This window comes from Cupriavidus sp. Met-2 (assembly GCF_049843575.1).
GTDB classification, from domain to species: Bacteria; Pseudomonadota; Gammaproteobacteria; order Burkholderiales; family Burkholderiaceae; genus Cupriavidus; species Cupriavidus metallidurans.
In genome coordinates, this window is sequence record NZ_JBBHZL010000006.1 from 19,066 (window position 1) to 41,297 (window position 22,232).

At 64.5% G+C, this 22,232-nt stretch carries 17 protein-coding genes; 9 read left to right on the forward strand and 8 right to left on the reverse strand.

Annotation, left to right across the window (positions count from 1 at the left end):
* Positions 1–28: 28 nt before the first annotated feature.
* A complete protein-coding gene (locus tag WD006_RS14670; RefSeq protein ID WP_029307978.1) occupies positions 29–1,030 on the reverse strand; it encodes a LysR substrate-binding domain-containing protein in 1,002 nt (333 codons plus the stop codon).
* Between the two features lie 154 nt (positions 1,031–1,184).
* On the opposite strand from WD006_RS14670, the gene WD006_RS14675 reads away from it, so the two are divergent.
* Complete coding sequence (locus tag WD006_RS14675) at positions 1,185–1,808, forward strand: FMN-dependent NADH-azoreductase (RefSeq protein ID WP_008649655.1); 624 nt, start codon at positions 1,185–1,187, stop codon at positions 1,806–1,808.
* Positions 1,809–2,016: 208 nt separating this feature from the next.
* Positions 2,017–3,306, forward strand: coding sequence for an ergothioneine biosynthesis protein EgtB (egtB, locus tag WD006_RS14680; RefSeq protein ID WP_011516324.1), 1,290 nt, complete (start codon positions 2,017–2,019; stop codon positions 3,304–3,306).
* A 144-nt stretch (positions 3,307–3,450) separates the two neighbouring features.
* Here egtB and prpR read toward each other — a convergent pair whose 3' ends face one another.
* Positions 3,451–5,442: a propionate catabolism operon regulatory protein PrpR gene (gene prpR, locus WD006_RS14685; protein ID WP_080711416.1), complete on the reverse strand. Its 1,992-nt coding sequence runs from the start codon at positions 5,440–5,442 to the stop codon at positions 3,451–3,453.
* 302 nt (positions 5,443–5,744) lie between these two features.
* Here prpR and prpB point away from each other — a divergent pair, with 302 nt between their 5' ends.
* From prpB to WD006_RS14710, 5 genes are all read left to right on the forward strand, one after another.
* Positions 5,745–6,653 carry a methylisocitrate lyase gene (prpB, locus tag WD006_RS14690; protein WP_011516322.1) on the forward strand — a complete coding sequence of 303 codons (909 nt, stop codon included), beginning with the start codon at positions 5,745–5,747 and terminating at the stop codon, positions 6,651–6,653.
* A gap of 58 nt (positions 6,654–6,711) precedes the next feature.
* Complete coding sequence (gene prpC, locus WD006_RS14695; protein WP_011516321.1) at positions 6,712–7,869, forward strand: bifunctional 2-methylcitrate synthase/citrate synthase; 1,158 nt, start codon at positions 6,712–6,714, stop codon at positions 7,867–7,869.
* 96 nt (positions 7,870–7,965) lie between these two features.
* Positions 7,966–10,563: a Fe/S-dependent 2-methylisocitrate dehydratase AcnD gene (gene acnD / locus WD006_RS14700; protein WP_029307979.1), complete on the forward strand. Its 2,598-nt coding sequence runs from the start codon at positions 7,966–7,968 to the stop codon at positions 10,561–10,563.
* A 14-nt stretch (positions 10,564–10,577) separates the two neighbouring features.
* Entirely contained in the window at positions 10,578–11,771 is a 1,194-nt protein-coding gene (gene prpF, locus WD006_RS14705; protein ID WP_029307980.1) for a 2-methylaconitate cis-trans isomerase PrpF, read from the forward strand.
* Between the two features lie 274 nt (positions 11,772–12,045).
* Positions 12,046–13,173 carry an asparaginase gene (locus WD006_RS14710; RefSeq protein ID WP_029307981.1) on the forward strand — a complete coding sequence of 376 codons (1,128 nt, stop codon included), beginning with the start codon at positions 12,046–12,048 and terminating at the stop codon, positions 13,171–13,173.
* Positions 13,174–13,194: 21 nt separating this feature from the next.
* Here the strand turns inward: WD006_RS14710 and WD006_RS14715 are convergent, their stop codons facing one another.
* Positions 13,195–13,635 carry a PaaI family thioesterase gene (locus WD006_RS14715; protein WP_029307982.1) on the reverse strand — a complete coding sequence of 147 codons (441 nt, stop codon included), beginning with the start codon at positions 13,633–13,635 and terminating at the stop codon, positions 13,195–13,197.
* Between the two features lie 153 nt (positions 13,636–13,788).
* Between WD006_RS14715 and WD006_RS14720 the strand changes: the two genes are divergently transcribed.
* Positions 13,789–14,040 (forward strand): DUF1289 domain-containing protein, encoded by a 252-nt coding sequence (locus tag WD006_RS14720; RefSeq protein WP_035832812.1) that lies wholly within the window; start codon positions 13,789–13,791, stop codon positions 14,038–14,040.
* Between the two features lie 27 nt (positions 14,041–14,067).
* Here the strand turns inward: WD006_RS14720 and WD006_RS14725 are convergent, their stop codons facing one another.
* The 4 genes from WD006_RS14725 to WD006_RS14740 form a co-directional block, all read right to left on the reverse strand.
* Positions 14,068–14,775: an MOSC domain-containing protein gene (locus WD006_RS14725; RefSeq protein ID WP_029307984.1), complete on the reverse strand. Its 708-nt coding sequence runs from the start codon at positions 14,773–14,775 to the stop codon at positions 14,068–14,070.
* Positions 14,775–15,503: a glutamine amidotransferase gene (locus WD006_RS14730; RefSeq protein WP_011516314.1), complete on the reverse strand. Its 729-nt coding sequence runs from the start codon at positions 15,501–15,503 to the stop codon at positions 14,775–14,777. Before WD006_RS14730 ends, WD006_RS14725 begins: the two co-directional genes overlap by 1 nt.
* Positions 15,504–15,624: 121 nt before the next feature.
* Positions 15,625–18,090 (reverse strand): penicillin acylase family protein, encoded by a 2,466-nt coding sequence (locus WD006_RS14735; RefSeq protein ID WP_029307985.1) that lies wholly within the window; start codon positions 18,088–18,090, stop codon positions 15,625–15,627.
* A gap of 91 nt (positions 18,091–18,181) precedes the next feature.
* Positions 18,182–19,612 (reverse strand): aldehyde dehydrogenase family protein, encoded by a 1,431-nt coding sequence (locus WD006_RS14740; protein WP_029307986.1) that lies wholly within the window; start codon positions 19,610–19,612, stop codon positions 18,182–18,184.
* Positions 19,613–19,834: 222 nt separating this feature from the next.
* Between WD006_RS14740 and WD006_RS14745 the strand changes: the two genes are divergently transcribed.
* Positions 19,835–20,518: a hypothetical protein gene (locus WD006_RS14745; RefSeq protein WP_029307987.1), complete on the forward strand. Its 684-nt coding sequence runs from the start codon at positions 19,835–19,837 to the stop codon at positions 20,516–20,518.
* Positions 20,519–20,592: 74 nt separating this feature from the next.
* Here WD006_RS14745 and WD006_RS14750 read toward each other — a convergent pair whose 3' ends face one another.
* Positions 20,593–22,215 carry an ABC-F family ATPase gene (locus tag WD006_RS14750; RefSeq protein ID WP_011516310.1) on the reverse strand — a complete coding sequence of 541 codons (1,623 nt, stop codon included), beginning with the start codon at positions 22,213–22,215 and terminating at the stop codon, positions 20,593–20,595.
* Positions 22,216–22,232 lie beyond the last annotated feature (17 nt).

A 22,232-nucleotide genomic window follows, 5' to 3' on the forward strand; every position in this document is an offset into this window, starting at 1 on the left:
GCCTGGCCTGTCAGGACGGTCAGGGCGGTCAGGGCGCCTCCAACTCCTTCGCCTTGCCGCTGGCGCGCTGCGCTGGCTCGGTCGGTGGCGCCACGTGCATTCCCAGGCTGACGTTCGGAATCATCCCCATCTTGCGCGCGCATTCGGGCAACACTTCGCCCAGATAGTCGAGAAAGCGGCGCAGTGCAGGCGTTACACTCTGCCGCGACGGAAAGACCGCGTGCAGCACCCCCATCGGCAAGTCCCACTGCGGCAGCAGTACTTCAAGCTCCCCGCGCTCGACTTCATCGCGACAGTACATGCTCGGCAGCAGTGCCACGCCGACGCCGGCAACTGCCGCTTCCCGCAGCAGCGCGAACTCATCGGAGATGAGCTTAGGGTCGTAGCTCACATGGACCTGCTCGCCGGTCTTGCTGACGAGCGGCCACACATGCTTGCCATCATGAGGCTTCTGATTGACGCCGGGCATCCCTTCCAGCGCCTGCGGCGTGCGCGGCCGGCCAATGCTGTCGAGCAGTGCCGGGCTGGCCACCAGCCGCAACTCGCTCTTGCCGAACGTACGCACGGCCAGGCTTGAATCCTCCAGCACGTTTCGCACGCGCAGGGCGAGGTCGAATCCCTCCGCGATCACGTCGACGCGACGGTTGGTGGCTTCGACTTCAAGCTGGATGCCGGGGTTGGCCCGCATGAAATGACCGATCGAAGGTGCCAGCAGCACCTGTGCGATACCGACCGGGCAACTGATTCGGAGAAAGCCTCCCGGCTGGTCGCGAGCATGTTCGATCACTTCGCGGGCGGCCTCCGCCGCATCGAGCATCTCTCGGCAGCGGGCATAGTAGGCCTCACCAAGCGGCGTAACACGCACTTGTCGTGTGGTCCGGCGAAGCAATTGCACACCCAATTCCTTTTCAAGCTGTGCAATCCGGCGGGAAAGTCGCGATTTCGGCACGCCGGTGGCCCGGCTTGCCGCTGAAAAGCTGCCGTGCTGCACCACTTGGGCGAACAGCGACAAATCATTGAGATCCTGCATGGCGGGCTCCTTCAAGGCGGCAACGGCACGTAGGCGGCGAGGCGCATACCGTTGCAGCGATAGAACAATCATTTGCATTTTGCCTCACTACCGGCACCAATGGGGAACCTCTATCTTTCAGCCATCCAAACCGAATTCCCAAGTGGAGCCAGACATGAACATCCTGCAAATCGATTCGAGCGTACTGGGCGACAACTCCGTATCGCGTTCCCTGACCGCCAGCATTGTGGCCGACCTCGTTGCCAAGAACCCCGGCGCCAAGGTGACCGTGCGCGACCTGGACAAGGAAGCCCCCGCCCACCTCGGCAACCACCTGCTGCCGGTGCTGGGTGGCCCGAAGGACGGCCTGAACGCCGTGCAGCAAGCCGAACTCGAGCGCACCGAAACGTTCCTGGCCGAATTCATGGCTGCCGATGTGCTGGTGATTGGCGTGCCGCAGTACAACTTCAGCATCCCGAGCCAGCTCAAGGCCTGGATTGACCGCATCGCGCAAGCCGGCCGCACCTTCCGCTACACCGCCAACGGCCCTGAAGGCCTGGCAGTCGGCAAGCGCGTGATCGTGGTGTCGTCGCGAGGCGGCGTGCGTCAGGACGCCAACACGCTGGACCTGCACGAAGTCACCATCGATGCGGTGTTGCGCTTCCTCGGTATCACCGACATCAGCATCGTCCGCGCTCACGGTCTGGCCATGGGCCCCGACGCGCGCGAAGCCGGTCTCACGACCGCCCGTTCGCAGATTGCCGCACTCAACGACGCCGCGCTGCGCGCCGCTGCCTGAGCCTGACAGTATCTCCCTCTCCGTGTAGTTCCCGGCGCCCTCCCCCGGTGCCGGCGATCCTTAAGACAGGTGCCTCCCGCAGGCACCTGTTTTTTTGTGGGCCTCGCAAACGCCCTCCCAAGTCAAACTCCGATGGCCTTACCGCTCGCCCCGACATGCGGATGGGTCTATGATTGTTCGACATTTGCCGCGCCTTCCAGGAGTCTGCATGACCTCAGCCCTGCTGCCTGCCGCCGCCAGTCATCCACCGCAAGAACCCGCCCTGCTCAGCCAGTACCGTCATGTGCGCAGCGCTACGGAAGCGATGGTGGCGGACCTGTCAGATGCTGACGCAACCGTGCAATCCATGGACGACGCCAGCCCAGCGAAGTGGCATCTTGCCCATACCACCTGGTTCTTCGAGGAGTTCGTGCTTGGCGCCCGGCTGCCCGATTACGAGCCAGTCGATCCGCAGTATCGCTATCTGTTCAATTCGTACTATGAAGCTGTCGGCGCGCGCCACCCGCGCCCGCGCCGCGGGCTGTTGACACGGCCGTCGCTCGACGAGGTACTGGCGTATCGCGAAGCCGTCGATGAAGCGATGGAATCGCTACTAATGCGGGCCCAGACCGACGACGAAGCGGCGTTGATCACGCTTGGCCTGCATCACGAGCAGCAGCATCAGGAACTCCTGCTGACCGATATCCTGCATCTGTTCGCGCAAAATCCACTGCGCCCGGCCTATGCGCCGACGCTGCCGTCCCCGGTTATCGCCGACCCGCGCCCTGCGCCAGAGTGGATCGCCTTTCCGGGCGGCGTGGTGACGATCGGCCACAGCGGAGACGGTTTCGCATTCGATTGCGAAGGCCCGCGCCATCAGGTACTGCTGCATCCATACCTGCTGTGCTCGCACCCGGTCAGCAACCACCAGTGGTTTGAATTCATCGAGGATGGCGGCTATCAGTCGACCGGCCTGTGGCTCTCCGACGGCTGGCGCTGGGTCTGCGACAACCAGATCGAAGCCCCCCTGTACTGGGAAGAGCGCGATGGCACTTGGTGGCAGATGACGTTGCGCGGAATGCAGCCCGTCGATCCGGACAGCCCGGTCACGCACGTGAGTTTCTTCGAGGCCGACGCGTTCGCGCGCTGGGCGGAGCGCCGCCTGCCGACCGAGGCTGAATGGGAGCACGCGGCGCACAATCTGCCCGCCACCGGCAATTTCGCGGAAGGCCGCGCGTTACGTCCCTTGCCCGATCGCCAGAACACGGCCGGCTCCCTGCGTCAGATGTTCGGCGACGTTTGGGAGTGGACAGGCAGCGCCTTCCTGCCCTATCCCCGCTTCCGGCCACGCGAGGGGGCCGTGGGCGAGTACAACGGCAAGTTCATGAGCAGCCAGATGGTGCTGCGCGGCGGTTCCTGCGTCACCGCCGAATCCCATATCCGCGCGAGCTACCGCAACTTCTTCTATCCGCACCAGCGCTGGCAGTTCACTGGGGTGCGACTTGCAGACGATGTCTGACGCGTAAGCCAGTCCCTTTCGGTCTTTCCTGTAGTCTTTCTATTGGTCTTTCAAGGCCTTGGACTTTTAGCCCAAATTATTGGTGGCGAATAATTCTGGCCGTTAATTGCGAAATAACGGACTTCATGAAGGGCCGGATATCGATCACTCCTCGCGCAACCGTCTCCAAAGTGTTGTCGGACTGATGCCTAGCTGCGCGCAGGCCGCCGCGCGGTTACCGCCGCAATCGGCCAGCACACGGCGGATATGCTCGGCCTGGCTTGCCTTGGCCACCCCTGCCAGCGATTGCGCGGGCACGCCGTCGGACATTTCGATGGCCGTCCCGTGATCACCAGAAAACAGTTCCGGCACCGCCGCCTGCAACTCCCGCTGCAGCGCCACAGGTGTCAGGTTCGCGCCGGCCACAAGCACTGCAATCCGCTCGGTCACGTTTTCGAGTTCGCGAATATTCCCCGGCCACACGTAACGCGCCAGGCGTGCCCGCACGATCGCGGGTAGCGGTTCCCCATCCGACATGCCGAGCCGTTCCTGCGCACGCCGGTAGAGCAGTTCCGCCAGCACGGGCAGGTCTCCCGCGCGGTCGCGCAAAGGCGGCATCTCGATGCGGAGGATGTTCAGGCGGTAGTAGAGATCCTGGCGGAATGCCCCATCGCGCACGAGCGCGGCCAGGTCGCGGTGCGTGGCGGCGATCACGCGCACATTGACCGGCACGGCCTCGATCGCGCCGATTGGCAGCACCTGTTTCTCCTGCAGCACACGCAGCAGGCGCGTTTGCAGCGCCGGCGGCATATCGCCGATCTCGTCGAGAAACAGCGTGCCGTTATGCGCCGACTCGAACAGGCCGGCCTTGCCGCCACGCCGGGCGCCCGTGAACGCCCCTTCCTCGTAGCCGAACAGCTCGGACTCGAGCAGCGTCTCGGGGAAGGCCGCGCAGTTGACCGCCACGAAGGGAAAGGCGCGGCGCGGACTCGCGTCGTGCATCCCCTGCGCCAGCACTTCCTTGCCGGTACCGCTTTCGCCGCTGACCAGAACGGTCGAATCGACCATCGCATAGCGCCGCGCCAGCGCACGCAGATCGCTCATCGCCGGCGAATCGCCCGCCAGGTCGTCCAGGCTGTAACGCACGCCCGCCGCCCGGGCGCGCGTGCGCGAGCGCAGGTTGCGGTCCGCTCGGTGAATCGCGTTGGCGTCCTGGATCGTCAGCACGGCGCCTGTCGTGCCGGCCTCGCTCATGATCGGAATCCGGTTGACGACCACCATCTTGTCGCCCAGCCGATGAATTGCTTCGAGCTCGCGCGCGCCGCTCTGCATCACGCCGTCGAGGGACAGTCCGGGCGCCAGCGTGGATAGCTTGCGACCTACCGCAACCCCGGCAGGCGTGCCGAGGAATCGCTCCATCGCCGGATTGAACGCCTGCACCCGCCCCTCGCCGTCGACCGCAGCCACGCCTTCGTTCAGGTGGGCAAGAATCGTGTTCACGTATTCGCGTCGCGTGGATTCGATACGACGCAACCGCGCGGCCTCGATTGCATCCTCCAGCGCCAGCCGCACGGCATTGCCCGAGTAGAGAAACACGCCGACGAGCCCGTACTTGTCGGCCATGTCTGTCACCAGGCCCGGGCCGACCACCACGCGCACGCCCTCCTCCTTGAGCGCCCGTACACGTGCGGTCGCATCGTCTTCAGTCAGATAGGTGTAGCGCGGGATATCGAGCGAGAAGGCCCGTACAAACTCGTCGACCTCGGCGTAGGTGGAGGCATGCGTCACCAGCGCCACCTTCGGCGAAATGCGCCGGGCGGTGGCTAACGCGCTCATGACGTCGAAGCCGGTCACCTTGACCAGCACCACCGGCACGTCGACATGCTGGCGCAGGTAGGCGCCGTTCGATCCGCCCGCCACCACCACGTCGACGCGGTTCTCCCGTGCCTCCCGGTTGATGGCGCTGGCCGCGGCTTCGAAGGCCCGGCCAACGATCCGGAATTCCGCCCGGCCCGCGTAGGCCGGAATCAGTTCGGCAAAGGCGCGAGAGAGACGGCTGATGCCCATGGCCCAGATCCTCGGGCGGGCGCCAGGGGCGACGGGGCCAGCGGGGTTGAGGGGAATCGGCTGAGGAACAGTAGGGTGCGACGGTGTCATGGAACAGCTTCCAACGCGGGCGTATAGTCGATCTGGATTCTGCACCGGCCAGCCCGGTATTTCAACTTTGAAATGCGTGAATTTCAAAGCCGAACACTGGAATGCCATCGACGCCACTTTCCAGCATGGGCCGCGCACTGCACCCACATGGGATAAACCACTGATCGATAAGGAGAAATTGTCGAAAAGCAGGCTCGACCGACACCTGCCGCAAGCATCACTTGACAGCTGGCACACCCCTTGCGCCATAGGGCCGCCCTGTCCCGACAGGTTTCAGCATTCACGAATAACGGATTCACGCCATGACCTTTACCGCCACCGAACTCGCCCGCTCCGCCGGCGCACGCTTCCGCCAGGCCCTGATCGATGAAAGCCCCCTGCAGATCCCGGGCACCATCAATGCCAATCACGCGCTGCTGGCCAAGCGGGCCGGTTACCGCGCGATCTACCTGTCGGGCGGCGGCGTGGCCGCTGGCTCGCTGGGTCTGCCTGACCTGGGCATCTCGAACCTGGACGACGTGCTGACCGACATCCGCCGCATCACCGACGTGTGCGACACGCCGCTGCTGGTCGACGTCGACACCGGCTTCGGCGCCTCGGCATTCAACGTGGCCCGCACCACGCGCTCGCTGATCAAGTTCGGCGCAGCCGCCATGCATATCGAAGACCAGGTCGGTGCCAAGCGCTGCGGCCACCGTCCGAACAAGGAAATCGTCACCAAGGGTGAAATGGTCGATCGCATCCGTGCCGCCGTCGATGCACGTACGGACGAGAACTTCGTCATCATGGCCCGCACCGACGCGCTGGCCGTCGAAGGCCTCGACAGCGCGATCGAACGCGCCGTGGCCTGCGTGGAAGCCGGCGCCGACGCCATCTTCCCCGAGGCGATGACCGACATGGACATGTACCGCAAGTTCGTCGATGCCGTGAAGGTACCCGTGCTGGCCAACCTGACCGAATTCGGCGCCACGCCGTACTACACGCTGGATGAACTGCGCAACGCCGGCGTTGCCATGGCGCTCTACCCGCTGTCGGCGTTCCGCGCCATGAACAAGGCGGCCGAGAATGTCTTCCAGGCGATCCGCCGCGAGGGCACCCAGAAGAACGTGGTCGACACGATGCAGACGCGCGCCGAACTGTACGATCGCATCGGCTACCATGACTTCGAGCAGAAGCTCGACGCGCTCTTCGCACAAGGCAAGGGCCGCTGATCCAGCACCCACCGCCATGACCGCACGCAAACACACCAAGCTTAACCAGGAGACCCAAATGTCCGAAGCCCAACCGCTGGCCACCCCGAAGCCCAAGAAGTCCGTTGCCCTGTCAGGTATCGCCGCCGGCAATACCGCACTGTGCACCGTGGGACGCAGCGGCAATGACCTGCACTATCGTGGCTACGACATCCTCGATATCGCCGACACCTGCGAATTCGAGGAAATCGCTCACCTTCTGGTCCACGGCAAGCTGCCGACCAAGTCCGAACTGGCCGCCTACAAGGTCAAGCTGAAGGCACTGCGCGGCCTGCCCGCCAACGTGAAGGCCGCCCTGGAATGGGTGCCGGCCAGCGCCCACCCGATGGACGTGATGCGCACTGGCGTGTCGGTGCTGGGCACCGTGCTGCCGGAAAAGGACGACCACAACACCCCGGGCGCGCGTGACATCGCCGACCGCCTGATGGCCAGCCTCGGCTCGATGCTGCTGTACTGGTACCACTACAGCCACAACGGCCGCCGCATCGAAGTGGAAACCGATGACGACTCGATCGCCGCCCACTTCCTGCACCTGCTGCACGGCGAAGCCCCGTCGAAGCTGTGGGAACGCGCGATGCAGACTTCGCTGATCCTGTATGCAGAGCACGAGTTCAACGCCTCGACGTTCGCCTGCCGCGTGGTGGCTGGCACGGGCTCCGACATGTACTCGGCCATCTGCGGCGGCATCGGCGCGCTGCGTGGTCCGAAGCACGGCGGCGCCAACGAAGTGGCCTTCGAGATCCAGAAGCGCTACGACACGCCGGACGAGGCAGAGGCCGACATCCGTCGCCGCGTGGAGAACAAGGAAGTGGTGATCGGTTTCGGTCACCCCGTGTACACGATCTCCGACCCGCGTAACGTGGTGATCAAGGAAGTGGCGCGCAAACTGTCGAAGGACGCCGGTTCAATGAAGATGTTCAACATCGCCGAGCGCCTGGAAACGGTAATGGCCGACGCCAAGAAGATGTTCCCGAACCTGGACTGGTTCAGCGCGGTGAGCTACCACATGATGGGTGTGCCGACCGCGATGTTCACGCCGCTGTTCGTGATCGCCCGTACCTCGGGCTGGGCCGCGCACGTGATCGAGCAACGGGTCGACAACAAGATCATCCGCCCGACCGCCAACTACACCGGCCCGGAAAACCTGAAGTTCGTGCCGATCGAAAAACGCGCCTGATTCGATACCCAGGCACGCAAGATCCGCAAGAAAAACGTGCCGCCGTCCGCGCCCCAGGGCGCGCCGGCCGGCGCGAAACAGTCCTCACACGACGCCATGAACACTGCATTCCGCAAGCCGCTACCCGGCACCAAGCTCGACTACTTCGATGCGCGTGCCGCGGTCGAAGCCATCTCCCCGGGCGCCTATGACAAGCTGCCCTACACGTCGCGCGTGCTGGCCGAGAACCTCGTGCGCCGCTGCGACCCCGCCACGCTGACCGCATCGCTCAAGCAACTGATCGAACGCAAGCGTGAGCTCGATTTCCCGTGGTTCCCGGCCCGCGTGGTCTGCCACGACATCCTGGGCCAGACCGCGCTGGTGGACCTGGCCGGCCTGCGCGACGCCATCGCCGATCAGGGCGGCGACCCCGCCAAGGTCAATCCGGTGGTGCCGGTGCAACTGATCGTCGACCACTCGCTGGCCGTTGAATGCGGTGGTTTCGACCCCGATGCGTTCACGAAGAACCGCGCCATCGAGGATCGCCGTAACGAAGACCGCTTCGATTTCATCAACTGGACCAAGAAGGCGTTCCGCAACGTCGACGTGATCCCGCCGGGCAACGGCATCATGCACCAGATCAATCTGGAGAAGATGTCGCCCGTGATCCACGCCGACCACGGCGTAGCCTACCCCGACACCTGCGTCGGCACCGACAGCCACACGCCGCACGTCGACGCGCTCGGCGTGATCGCGATTGGCGTGGGCGGCCTGGAAGCCGAAAACGTGATGCTCGGCCGCGCCTCGTGGATGCGCCTGCCGGACATCGTCGGCGTGGAGCTGACCGGACGTCGCCAGCCTGGCATCACCGCCACCGACATCGTGCTGGCCCTGACCGAATTCCTGCGCAAGGAAAAGGTGGTCGGCGCGTACCTGGAATTCCGTGGCGAAGGCGCTTCGTCGCTGACGCTCGGCGACCGCGCGACGATCTCGAACATGGCCCCCGAGTACGGCGCCACCGCCGCCATGTTCTTCATCGACAACCAGACCACCGAATACCTGCGACTGACCGGCCGCGACGAGGCACAGGTCCAGCTCGTGGAAACCTACGCCAAGACCGCCGGCCTGTGGGCCGACGCGCTGACGAAGGCCGAGTACGAGCGCGTGCTCCACTTCGACCTGTCCACGGTCGTGCGCAACATGGCCGGCCCGTCGAACCCGCACAAGCGTCTGCCGACCTCCGACCTGGCTGCCCGCGGCATCGCCGGCAAGTGGGAAGAAGTGCCGGGCCAGATGCCCGACGGCGCCGTGATCATCGCCGCCATCACCAGCTGCACGAACACCAGCAACCCGCGCAACGTGATTGCCGCCGCCCTGCTGGCGCGCAACGCCAACGCACGCGGCCTGACGCGCAAGCCTTGGGTCAAGTCGTCGCTGGCACCGGGATCGAAGGCAGTGGAGCTTTATCTGGAAGAAGCCAACCTGCTGCCCGACCTGGAAAAGCTCGGCTTCGGCATCGTGGCGTTCGCCTGCACGACCTGCAACGGCATGTCCGGCGCGCTCGATCCGAAGATCCAGCAGGAAATCATCGACCGTGACCTCTACTCCACGGCCGTGCTCTCCGGCAACCGCAACTTCGATGGCCGTATCCACCCGTACGCGAAACAGGCCTTCCTGGCATCGCCGCCGCTGGTGGTGGCCTACGCCATCGCCGGCACGATCCGCTTTGACATCGAACGCGACGCGCTGGGCACCGATGCCGACGGCAAGCCGGTGTACCTGAAGGACATCTGGCCGACCGACGAAGAGATCGACCTCATCGTCAAGCAGAGCGTGAAGCCCGAGCAGTTCCGCAAGGTCTACGAGCCGATGTTCGCGCTGCAAGCGGAAAACGACACGTCGATCAGCCCGCTCTACGACTGGCGCCCGCAAAGCACGTACATCCGCCGCCCGCCGTACTGGGAAGGCGCGCTGGCCGGCGAGCGCACGCTGCGCGGCATGCGTCCGCTGGCGGTGCTCGGTGACAACATCACCACCGATCACCTCTCGCCGTCGAACGCGATCCTGCTGAACAGCGCAGCCGGCGAGTATCTGGCCAAGATGGGCCTGCCGGAAGAAGACTTCAACTCGTACGCAACGCACCGCGGCGACCACCTGACCGCGCAACGCGCCACATTCGCCAACCCGACGCTGATCAACGAGATGGCCGTGGTCGAAGGTGCGGTCAAGAAGGGTTCGCTGACGCGGATCGAGCCGGAAGGCAAGGTCGTGCGCATGTGGGAAGCGATCGAGACGTACATGAACCGCAAGCAGCCGCTGATCGTGGTCGCCGGGGCCGACTATGGCCAGGGCTCGTCACGTGACTGGGCCGCCAAGGGCGTGCGTCTGGCCGGCGTGGAAGCCATTGTCGCCGAAGGCTTCGAGCGCATTCACCGCACCAACCTGATCGGCATGGGCGTACTGCCCGTGGAGTTCAAAGCCGGTGAGAACCGCGCCACGTACGGCATCGACGGCACGGAATCCTTCGACATCATCGGCGCACGCAAGCCGCGCGCGGAACTGACGCTGGTCATCCATCGCAAGAACGGCGAGCGCGTGGAAGTACCGGTGCTGTGCCGCCTGGACAGCGACGAGGAAGTTTCGATCTACGAAGCAGGCGGCGTGCTGCAGCGCTTTGCGCAGGACTTCCTCGAGTCCTCGCGCGCGGCGGCCTGACGGGAGACTGACGAATGGCACATGTACCCCAAATCAGGATTCCCGCCACCTACATGCGTGGCGGTACCAGCAAGGGCGTGTTCTTCCGGGTGCAGGACCTGCCAGAGGCTGCGCGGGTCCCGGGCAAGGCGCGCGACGCGCTGCTGATGCGCGTGATCGGCAGCCCCGATCCGTACGGCAAGCAGATCGACGGCATGGGCGCGGCCACCTCGAGTACCAGCAAGACCGTGCTGATCTCGAAGAGCACCCGCCCGGACCACGACGTCGACTATTTGTTCGGGCAGGTGTCGATCGACCAGCCGTTCGTAGACTGGAGCGGCAACTGCGGCAACCTGTCGGCGGCGGTCGGTCCGTACGCGATCAGCAACGGCTTCATCGACGCGGCGCGCATTCCCGAGAATGGCACCGTGACGGTCCGGATCTGGCAAGCGAACATCGGCAAGACCATCATCTCGCACGTGCCGATCACCAACGGCGCGGTGCAGGAAACGGGCGACTTCGAGCTCGACGGCGTCACGTTCCCCGCGGCCGAAGTCCAGCTCGAGTTCATGGACCCGGCCGCCGAGGAAGGCGATGACGGTGGCGGCGCGATGTTCCCGACCGGTAACCTCGTCGATGACCTCGAAGTGCCCGGCGTCGGCACGCTCAAGGCCACGATGATCAATGCCGGCATTCCGACGATCTTCGTCAATGCGGAGGCCATCGGCTACACCGGCACGGAACTGCAGGAAGCCATCAACGGCGACCCGAAGGCGCTGGCGATGTTCGAGACGATCCGTGCCTATGGCGCCAAGCGCATGGGCCTGATCCGCGACATCGACGAAGCCGCGCGTCGCCAGCACACGCCGAAGGTGGCGTTCGTGGCGAAGCCGGCGACGTACACGGCATCGAGCGGCAAGACCGTCAATGCCGGCGACGTGGACCTGCTGGTGCGTGCGCTGTCGATGGGCAAGCTGCACCATGCGATGATGGGCACCGCTGCGGTGGCCATCGGCACGGCGGCTGCAGTACCGGGCACGCTGGTGAACCTGGCGGCCGGCGGCGGCGAACGCGAGGCAGTGCGTTTCGGCCACCCATCCGGCACGCTGCGTGTGGGCGCGCAGGCCGTCCAGTCCGACGGTGAATGGACCGTGACGAAGGCCATCATGAGCCGCAGCGCACGCGTGTTGATGGAAGGCTGGGTTCGCATACCGGGCGACGCGTTCTAAGCGCGTACAGACGGAAGGTCCTCGCTGCTTGAACGAAGCGGCATCCTCTCTGGCAGAGGATGCCGCTTTGTCTTTTCAGGCATACCTATGCGGCTGTGACCCTGCTGGTGCAGTTGTCGACGCAACACCGGGGCCTCGGTATAGTGCACGCTCCATTCTCGGCAACGACCGCTGGAAAACCCTGCGGCGCTTGACGAGTGGAATCCATGAATCGAAAACCTGCGGCTCTCGCGCTTCCACAAGACGCGCGCCGTTCGCCGATATGAGGAGAATCATGCAACGCACTGCCCGTCTCAAACCCCTGGCCGCCCTGCTGCTTTCGGCCAGCCTGCTCACTGGCGTGGCTCACGCCCAGCTCAGCCCCGCACCGGCCGCCAGCGCCAATGCGCCGGCAGGCACCACCGCCGAAGCACGCAAGGCCAACATCGTCATCATCGGCACTGGCGGCACCATCGCCGGCGCGGGTGTTGCCGCCACCAATACCGCGGCCTATCAGTCCGCCGTGGTGCCGGTCGACAAGATCATCGCTTCCGTGCCGGAGATCTCGAAGATCGCCAACGTCAAGGGTGAACAGGTCTTCCAGATCGGCTCCGAGAGCTTCAACAACGAGCGCCTGATCAAGCTGGCCAAGCGCGTCTCCGAACTGCTCAAGCAGCCCGACGTCGACGGCATCGTGATCACGCACGGCACTGACACGATCGAGGAAACCGCATACTTCCTGAACCTGACGCTCAAGAGCGACAAGCCGGTGGTGGTGGTCGGCTCGATGCGCCCGGGCACCGCACTGGGCGCCGATGGCGCGCTGAACCTGTACGACGCCGTGCTGGTGGCGTCGAACCCCGCCTCGAAGGGCAAGGGCACGCTGGTGGTGCTCAATGACGAGATCCAGACCGGCCGTGACGTGACGAAGACCAACACGTTCAAGGTCGAGACGTTCCGCTCGCCGTTCGGCCCGCTCGGCTACGTGGTGGAAGGCCGCACGCTGTATTTCCGCCTGCCGGCCCGGCCGCACACGACGCAGACGGAGTTCGACATCGACAAGATCGACAAGCTGCCTGAAGTGGCCGTGGTCTACGCGTACGGCAACATGAACCCTGCCGCGATCGATGCCGCGGTGAAGAGCGGCGCCAAGGCCATCATCTTCGACGCCACCGGCAATGGTAGCGTCGGCGACTACATGGTCGAACCGCTCAAGGCCGCCCGTGCCAAGGGCGTGTTCATTGTGCGTGCCTCGCGCACGGGCAGCGGCGTCGTGATCCGTAACGGCGAACAGCCCGACGACAAGTACGACTGGATCGTCACCGACGACCAGATCGCGCAGAAGGCTCGCATCCTGATGGCGCTGGCACTGACCAAGACCAACGACCCGAAGGCACTGCAAGAGATCTTCTGGAAGTACTGATCCTGGTGAACCTGGTGTGAACTAGATCAGGGCCGTGCTCATCAATGCCTTGGCAACGAGCACGGCCTCGGCATCGCCCTCCGCATAGACCGAGACCTCGGTCGCCACCTGCCGTTTGCCACGGCGAATCACTTCGGCCACGGCCCGCAGTGAGGCTGCCCGCGCCGGCGCCAGATACTGGATCGACAGCGAACCCGTCGCCCCGGTCTTGACGACATCCAGATCGACCTTCGAGAACGCCGCAGCCGCGCCGGCCACATCAATCAGCGTTGCGATGACACCCCCATGGACGATATCGCCAACAGTGATGTTCTTCATGCTGAATGGCAGCAGCATCTCCACGCGCTCGGCCGCAAGCGCATCGAGCCGGATACCCAGCGCTTGCGCCACCGGCGAGGCGATCAGCACCGACTCGATCATTGCGGCATTGCGCGCGTCGACGGCATTGGCGGACTCGGACATCGGCAATCTCCCGGTAATCAGTTGCGGTGGAAACATGACCCATCAAGCGTAGACGGGTGACCAGCCAACCACAATGACCTCGGGGGTAATTCCGGATCGGACAGGCGTTTATAATGTGCGGCCAGTCGTTCCTGTCGCCGTCACTCCGTCTTTATGCCCGTCAACCCGTCCGCGTCACTTGCCCCGTGCGCCACCGTCGAAACCGATGGTCAGGCGAAGTTGAGCGATCGTCCGGACAGCCCCTGTATCGGCATCTGCTCGACCTTGTTCGACGAGATCTGCCAGGGCTGCGGCCGCACGGCCGCCGAGGTCAGCAACTGGGTGTTCTATTCCGACGAGGAAAAGCAGGTGATCTGGGAGCGGATCACGCGCGAAGGCACGGCGCGTCGGTTCCAGCCGGATTGACCGGCAGATACGCCGCGCTGGCTGACCCTAGCCTCCGGCCAACCGCTTCTCCATATCCTCCACGACATGGCTCGCCACGCGCTGGCGTGCCAGCTTGCGCCAGCTTTCCGCCAGCGGCGCCAGATCGGCCATCTCGGCCAGTGCCGTGTCGTTGAGGCGATCCACGTAGAGCACGTGCAGCAACCGCTGCAGGGTCCATTGCGGATAAGGCCGCGCTACCAGCACAATCCTGTCGCCGGCTGACACTTCCCCCTCCTCGATCACCCGGTAGTACCAGCCCGTGCGTCCACCTTCCTGCACCGAGCGCGACATGGCCGCATAGCCGAACCGATGATTGAGCTTCCAGCACGGCTGCCGGGCCTGCGAGACTTCCACCAGCGCCGTGCCGACACGGAAGCGGTCACCAATACAGACTTCCGCCTCTGTCAGACCGTGCGTGCTGAAGTTCTCGCCGAAGGCACCCGGGGCATCCAGCACGTCGACGTTACCGCCATGGGCTGCCAGCGTGTCGTGCCAGACCGGATAGTGGTCGCGCGGATAGTGGTGCAGCGCCTTTTCGGGGCCGCCGTGATGCTTCGGATCGCCCTGCTCGTCGATATCCAAGCCGAGCTTCGTGATGCGAACCGACCCGCTGACCACTGTCTTCTCGATCCCGCTCGGGACCCCTTTGGGGCCGAACGGCTTTACCCTGCCCGCCAGTACGGCGGCAATCGGGATGTTGATCACCGCTTCCATCAAACCCCGGCCTCTTCCATCCACCGTGTAAACATCCGCTCACCGGCATTGGCGACGACGGCACCGATTTCACCGGTACGGCGACGGATCGTGCGCGGATCAATACCGGCGCGCCCCAGTTCGACCGTATGCCCGATCAGCCAGGTTTCGATATCGCCCGGCTTGACCTCGGGGTGGAACTGCAACGCCAGCACATGCGAGCCGATGGCATAGGCCTGGTGCGGCGTGGCAGCGGTGGAGGCAAGCAGTTCGGCGCCGGCGGGCAGGTCGAAGGTATCGCCGTGCCAGTGCAACACCTGCCAGTCGGCCTCGGCCAGCGCGGCCAGCGGTGAACGCCGACCAGCTTCCGTGGGCGTGATCGGCGCCCAGCCGATTTCGCGCGTGCCCGGATACACGCGCGCACCGGCAGCGGCTGCAATCAGTTGCGCACCCAGGCACGCACCGATCATTGGCCGCTGTGCATGAAGACGGTCACGAATGACGGCGATCTCGGCTTCGAGCCACGGATAGGCTTCGGTCTCATAGACCCCGATCGGGCCGCCGAGCACCACAAGCAGATCGGCTGGATCATCCTGCACCAGTGCAAGGTCATCCACGCCGGCCTGATACATGCGGATTTCGTGACCACGCGCGCGGGCTGCATCGGCAATCACGCCGGCGTGCTCGAATCCCACGTGCTGGATCACATCGGTGCGGCGCGGGCCGCGAGGTGCATGGGTATCGCTCATCGAATGACTCCTGCAAGGAAAGGTCTCGTGATGGTACTGCCCGCTTACCGGGAATGATTTCCATTGACACAATCTTTGACAACATCGGGCGGGTCAGTTGCCATCGCTCAGTTGCCGTCGATCAGTTGCCATCACTCAGCGGCCGCAGTACCAGCGTGTCAAAGCTGTCACCGCCCGGATTGCGCCGGTGGGCGCCAATCGTGATGAACTGCACGGCGGCCCACTCCTCGGTCCAGTCGCGGTAGTGCGGCGACAGCGCATTGCCAGACTGTCCGGTCGACGTCATGAAACGCGACTCCGACAGGTCGTCCAGATCGTAGATGGCGCGCAGACTGGCCGCGTGCGTGCTCTCGAATGGTGCGTGCTCATCGCGGAGGTTGTGGCGGCCCACATCCACCGTATACGTATCACCGCCGGTGGGCACGCGCACGTTGAACAGGCCGGACAGGTACGGCACCTTGCCGAACGGCTTGTGCTCGGAACGCGCGGTGTGCGCCTTGCCCCAACGCCACTTGGCCGTGTCTTCGCCATAGCGACGATCCAGATCGGCAATCGCCCGCTGCCATGCCAGCCCGATCGTGTCCGCGCAGCTCTCGTGGGTGGGCGTGCGCGAGTTGTCGCACCAGAAGGCACCCAGGCCCTTCGGGTCGCGCATCGCATTGAGCATCGGCAACTGGACGTTGCGTTGCTCCCAGAGTCGGTTGAATTGCGATTCGCCGACCTTGTCCTCGAACAGCAGGCGCGACAGTTCGCGTAGCCATGCGGTCACCACCAGCGGCTCCGCCCGGTCGGCCGACATCGTGCCGTCCCATTTGCGCAGCGCGTCGAGCAGCGCGCGCTCGCGCGGCGGACGTGTGGCGTCCGTCGCCACTGGGGCAGCCAGCAGCAATGGCAGCGCATCGCGCACGGCTAGCGAGACCACGTCCTTCTGGATCGCGGCGAAGGTGTCCTTCGTATGGTGCGGCTCGGCCTCCAGCAGCGTGCGGATGCGCTGGTAGCGATACGGCACCGTCCACTCGCTCGTAATGAAGTACGGGTAGTCGTCGCCCACGATCTTCTGGTTTGCCGTGACGATCATGCCCTCGGGCGGATTGAAGCGGCGCGGCAACTGCTCGAACGGAATGAAACCCTGCCAGTCGTAACGCGCATCCCAGCCCGGCGCTGGCGCGAGCCCCATCAGGTCATTGTCAGGGCGGCGCAGCGGCACGCGCCCCGGGGCGATATATCCGATATTGCCGTCGACATCGGCATAGACGATGTTCTGCTGCGGCGAATGAAAGTCACGCAATGCCGCCACGAACGACTTCCAGTCCGATGCGTGGCTCATGTTCAGGCTGGCCACGAACGTGCGATCGTCGGCGCGCAGCGCCGCCCACTGGAACGCCACCACGTACTGCGCGCCCAGCGGCTTGGCGGCCGCGCTGATCGGCTCCGCCACATCGGACATGACCGGTCCGTGGCGCGTGCCGCGCACCGTCAGCGTGACATCCGGCGCCCCCTTGACCTGGATGGTCTCGGTTCGCGTGCTGAACTCCGCCCAGCCCTCTGGCGTTTGATAGCGGTTGGGATTGGCCGGGTCGACCCGCTCCAGATACAGGTCCTGGACATCGGGCGCGGTATTGGTGAAGCCCCAGGCAATGCGCTTGTTGTGACCCAGCACCACCAGCGGCGCGCCGGGCAGCGTGGCGCCGGTCAGATCCAGGCCAGGGGCCTGCAGATGCGCGAAATACCAGAGCGCGGGCGCCTGGAGCCCCAGATGCGGGTCATTGGCCAGCAGAGGCTTGCCACTGCGCGTATGCGCGCCGGAGACAACCCAGTTGTTCGAGCCCATCCCCTCCACGTAGCCAGACGGCGCCTGCTGGACAACTTGCGCCATGGCCGTGGCCACCGGGCCAAGCTTGCGATAGAAGCTGGCGTAGTCCATCGTCCGCAACGGCTTCTCGCCCGGATACGGCGCCAGGATTTCTGCAATGCGAGAGGCCGGCAACTGCTGGGACAGCCCCATGCGCAGGACTTCCTGCGTCCAGTTGCCCCCGAGATCCCACGCCATCATCGTCTGCCAGCCAATCGTATCCACCGGCTCCCAGTGCTCGGGGCGGGTGCCAACGATCAGGAATTCCGGTGGCAGCGCCGACTTGCGCGTGTCGATGAACGCATTGACGCCGTCGGCATAGGCCTGCAGCACCGCGCGGCCCTCTGGCGGTGTCTGTGCGAGGATCGCCTCTGCATTGCGCCGCACGCCCAGTGTGCGCAGGAAGCGGTCGGTTTCGAGCGCGCTGGGACCCAGGATTTCGGCAAGACGGCCCGCGACGATGCGCTTGTTCATTTGCATCTGCCATAGGCGGTCCTGCGCGTGGACGTAGCCAAGCGCGTAGTAGGCGTCGAGTGAGTTGGCCGCCTGAATATGCGGCACGGCATTCCGGTCTCGCACCACCACCACGCGGTCTCGCAGGCCGGCCAGTCGCAAGGTGCCGGCCACGTCTGGCTGCGACGCCTGCCGGTACCAGATATAGCCGCCGATCGACCCGGTTGCCGCCAACAGCACGATGCCCAGCAAACCCCAGCCCAGCCGTTTCAACCAGCGCATCCAACTCCCCCCGATAGGAAAGACTGCAATGACAGGAATAAAAAATGCCCGGACATGCCGGGCATTGATGATACGACGAACTCGTCCTCGGTCAGGCGGGCTTCTTGAGTTGCAGCGACTTGTACTCGAGGAATTCCTCCAACCCGAACTTGCCGCCTTCACGCCCGTTGCCGGACTGCTTGAAGCCACCGAACGGCGCGTTCATGTTGAACGGGCCGCCATTGATGTCCACCTGGCCGGTACGGATACGGCGCGCCACGCGGATCGCGCGCGACTCGTCACCCGACCAGACACCGCCGCCCAGACCGTAGATGCTGTCGTTGGCGATGCGGATGGCCTCGTCTTCCGTGTCGTAGCAGATAACGGACAGCACCGGTCCGAAGATCTCCTCCTGCGCCACGGTGGCCTTCGGATCGACATTCCCGAGGACGGTCGGCTTGACGAAGAAGCCACGGTCCAGACCAGCCGGCGTATCGGGCCCTCCCGCCACCAGTTCCGCGCCCTCGTCCAGCCCGCGACGGATATATCCGGTGACGCGCTCCTTCTGCACCGCGGAGATCAGCGGTCCCAGCTTCGTCGTGTCAGCCAGCGGATCGCCAACGGTGAAGCCATCCACCACCTTCGCGGCGATGGCCTTGACTTCCTCGTAGCGGCTGCGCGGCACAAGCATGCGCGTGTGCGCCGAGCAGGTCTGCCCCGAGTTCAGGTAGCACGCGCCGATAGTGCCCTTGACGGCCGTCGGCAGGTCCGCATCGTCGAGGATCACCGACGCCGACTTGCCGCCGAGTTCGAGCGCCACGCGCTTGACGGATTGCGCGGCCAGTTCCGAGACGCGCTTGCCGGCACGGGTCGAACCCGTGAACGACACCATGTCGACTTCGGGATGGCTGGCCAGCACCTCGCCGACCACGGGACCATAACCGGTCACCAGATTGAACACGCCCGGCGGCAGCCCCGCGGCCTCGATCACTTCAGCCAGCACGAAGGCATTGAGCGGCGCCACTTCGGACGGCTTGAGCACGACGGTGCAGCCCGCTGCCAATGCCGGCGCCACCTTCAGCGTGATCTGGTTGAGCGGATAGTTCCACGGCGTGATGGCCGCGACCACGCCGACCGGCTCGCGCACGACCAGCGAATTGCCCACCTGCTCCTCGAACGCGAACTGGTCGAGCAGCGCCGCGGCCTGGCCCCAGTTGTAGACGGGGCCACCCACCTGAATGGCGCGGGCCAGCTTGATCGGCATGCCGACTTCGCCGGCAATCATCTGCGCGAGCTCCTCGCTGCGCGCCTTCAGGCCTTCGGCAATCTTCCGGATGTAATCGGCACGCACGGACGGCGGCGTGGCCGACCAGGCTTCAAATGCCGCGCGCGCCGCAGCGATGGCGTTCTCGGCGTCACGCGCGTCCCCTTCGGGGATCTTGCCCATGACGTCTTCGGTAGCGGAATGAATGACATCGATGAACCCCGTACCGTGGGGGGGCACCCAGCTACCATTGATGAAAAGTTTGTCTCGTTGTTGCATGGCCACAGTTCTCGTTAGGTGAATCGGCGGTTGCAATATTTTTTGTTACTTTCGTGGTGCACCACATTGTAGAGCGGTTTGCGGTTTCGAATTTCCTGTGCCGCAAGCTCCGACTGACATCGAGACGGCGATTATCGGCCACATACCAGACTTTGGGAGGGTATGCGTCGGGCGGCCGGTACATAACAAAACAAGACAGAACAAAACAACAAGGAGCGGGGCATGGTCGATCCGATCTTTCGCAAGACGGAGGCAGGACAGGAAGAAATTCGCACGCGCGAACGAAAGCTGGATCAGAAACTGCGTGCGCTATTGCTGATCGTGAATGGGGAGCGCGCCAAATCGGAGCTGGTGGCGCAAGTCGGCGCCCTGGGCGTAGCCGGGGAGGCATTGGACACACTACTGGCACTTGGGCTGATCGAGCCAATACCGGCTCCCACGGGCGCGAAGCCTGCCTTGTCGACAGTGCCGGCCACGGTTCGCACAACTACCGGCCCGGCGCGACCCGCTCCGCAGCGAGCCCCGGCCGAGACCAATCTCTTCGCGGCCTATTCATCGTTCAACACGTCCGATGGCAAGGGCATCGACGACGTCCTGGCGGACACAACGATCGCCCCAGGCGCCCTGCCCGCCGCGAAGCCGTCGACGCAGCCAGCCACGCCGGCACCCGATAGCTACCAGCGGCTTTACCACTTCTTTACGGATGTGATCGGCAATCACCTCGGCCTGCGCGGCTATATGCTGCAAGTCAAAGTGGAAAAGGCGGCGACGCTGGTGGAACTGGCCGCCCTGCGTGACATGCTGGGGGCTGCGCTTCAGAAGGCGAAGGGAGAGATCACGGCGCGCGCGATCATCGATCAGCTGGATCAGCTGCTGGCGGAGATGGGAATGGCGCCGGTGCGATAGCACTAGCCATGAAGCTCCCCTGCTCCGCATTGCGGGACAGGGGAGAAAGACGCCGGATTACCGGCTTACCGACTTTAGGCCTCGATGCCCTGCGATTGCAGGTACTCGTCGTACGTGCCGAGGTAATCGGTGATCCGCCCGTCGGTGCGCACTTCGATCACTCGCGTGGCCAGAGCACTGATCAGTTCACGGTCGTGCGACACGAAGACCAGCGTGCCCGTGAACTTGTCCAGCGCGATTTGGAGCGATTCGATCGACTCCATGTCCATGTGGTTGGTCGGCTCGTCCATCGCCAGCACGTTATGGCGGCCCAGCATCAGCTTGCCCCAGATCATGCGGCCCTTCTCGCCACCGGACAGCACCTTGACGGACTTCTTGATATCGTCGGCCGAGAACAACAGACGGCCCAGCGTGCCGCGCAGCGACTGGTCGTCATCGCCGGCCTGGGTCCACTGGCTCATCCAGTCCATCACGTTCAAGTCGTTCGGGAATTCCTCGTACGTGTCCTGCGGCATGTAGCCCACGTTGGCGTTCTCGGCCCACTTGACCGTGCCGCGGTCCACTTCCACGCCGCGCTGCACGCCGGTTTGCACCACGTTGTTCAGCAGGGAACGCAGCAGCGTGGTTTTGCCCGCGCCGTTCTCACCGATGATGGCCACACGCTCGCCAGCCTGGATCGCCATCGACAGATTGTTGATGATCTTGCGGTCGTAGGTCTTGGTGATGTCCTCTGCTTCGACAGCCAGGTTGTGCAGCTTCTTCTCGAACTCGAAGCGCACGAACGGGTTCTGGCGCGACGACGGCTTGATGTCCTCGACCTTGATCTTGTCGATCTGCTTCAGGCGCGACGTGGCCTGGCGAGCCTTCGACTTGTTGGCCGAGAAGCGGCGCACGAAGTCCTGCAGTTCGGTGATTCGATCCTTGGCGCGCGCGTTGGCGGCCACCTGGCGCTCGCGGGCCTGCATCGACGCCTGCATGTAGTCGTCGTAGTTGCCCGGGTAGACCTTCAGCGTGCCGTAGTCCATGTCCGCCATGTGCGTGCACACGGAGTTCAGGAAGTGACGGTCGTGGGAAATGATGATCATGGTGGAGTTGCGCTCGTTGAGCACGTCTTCCAGCCAGCGGATCGTGTTGATGTCCAGGTTGTTGGTCGGTTCGTCGAGCAACAGCACATCCGGATTCGAGAACAGCGCCTGCGCCAGCAGCACGCGCAGCTTCCAGCCCGGGGCGATCTCGCTCATCGGGCCCTGGTGCTGATCGGTCGGGATACCCACGCCCAGCAGCAGTTCGCCAGCGCGTGCCTCGGCCGTGTAGCCGTCGAACTCGGCGTACTTGGCCTCGAGTTCGGCAGCGTGCATGTAGTCTTCGTCGGTGGCTTCCGGATTCGCGTAGATTGCGTCCCGCTCGCTCGCCGCGCCCCACATTTCGGTATGGCCCATCATCACCACGTCGAGCACGCGGTTGTCCTCATACGCGAACTGGTCCTGGCGCAGCTTGCCCAGACGGATGCCCGGCTCCAGCATGACCGTGCCCGACGACTGCTCCAGATCGCTGCCGAGAATCTTCATGAAGGTGGACTTGCCGCAGCCGTTCGCGCCGATCAGGCCGTAGCGGTTACCCTCGCCGAACTTGACCGAGATATTCTCGAACAACGGCTTGGGGCCGAACTGCATGGTGATGTTTGCGGTAGAAAGCACGTCTGAACCTTGTCTGG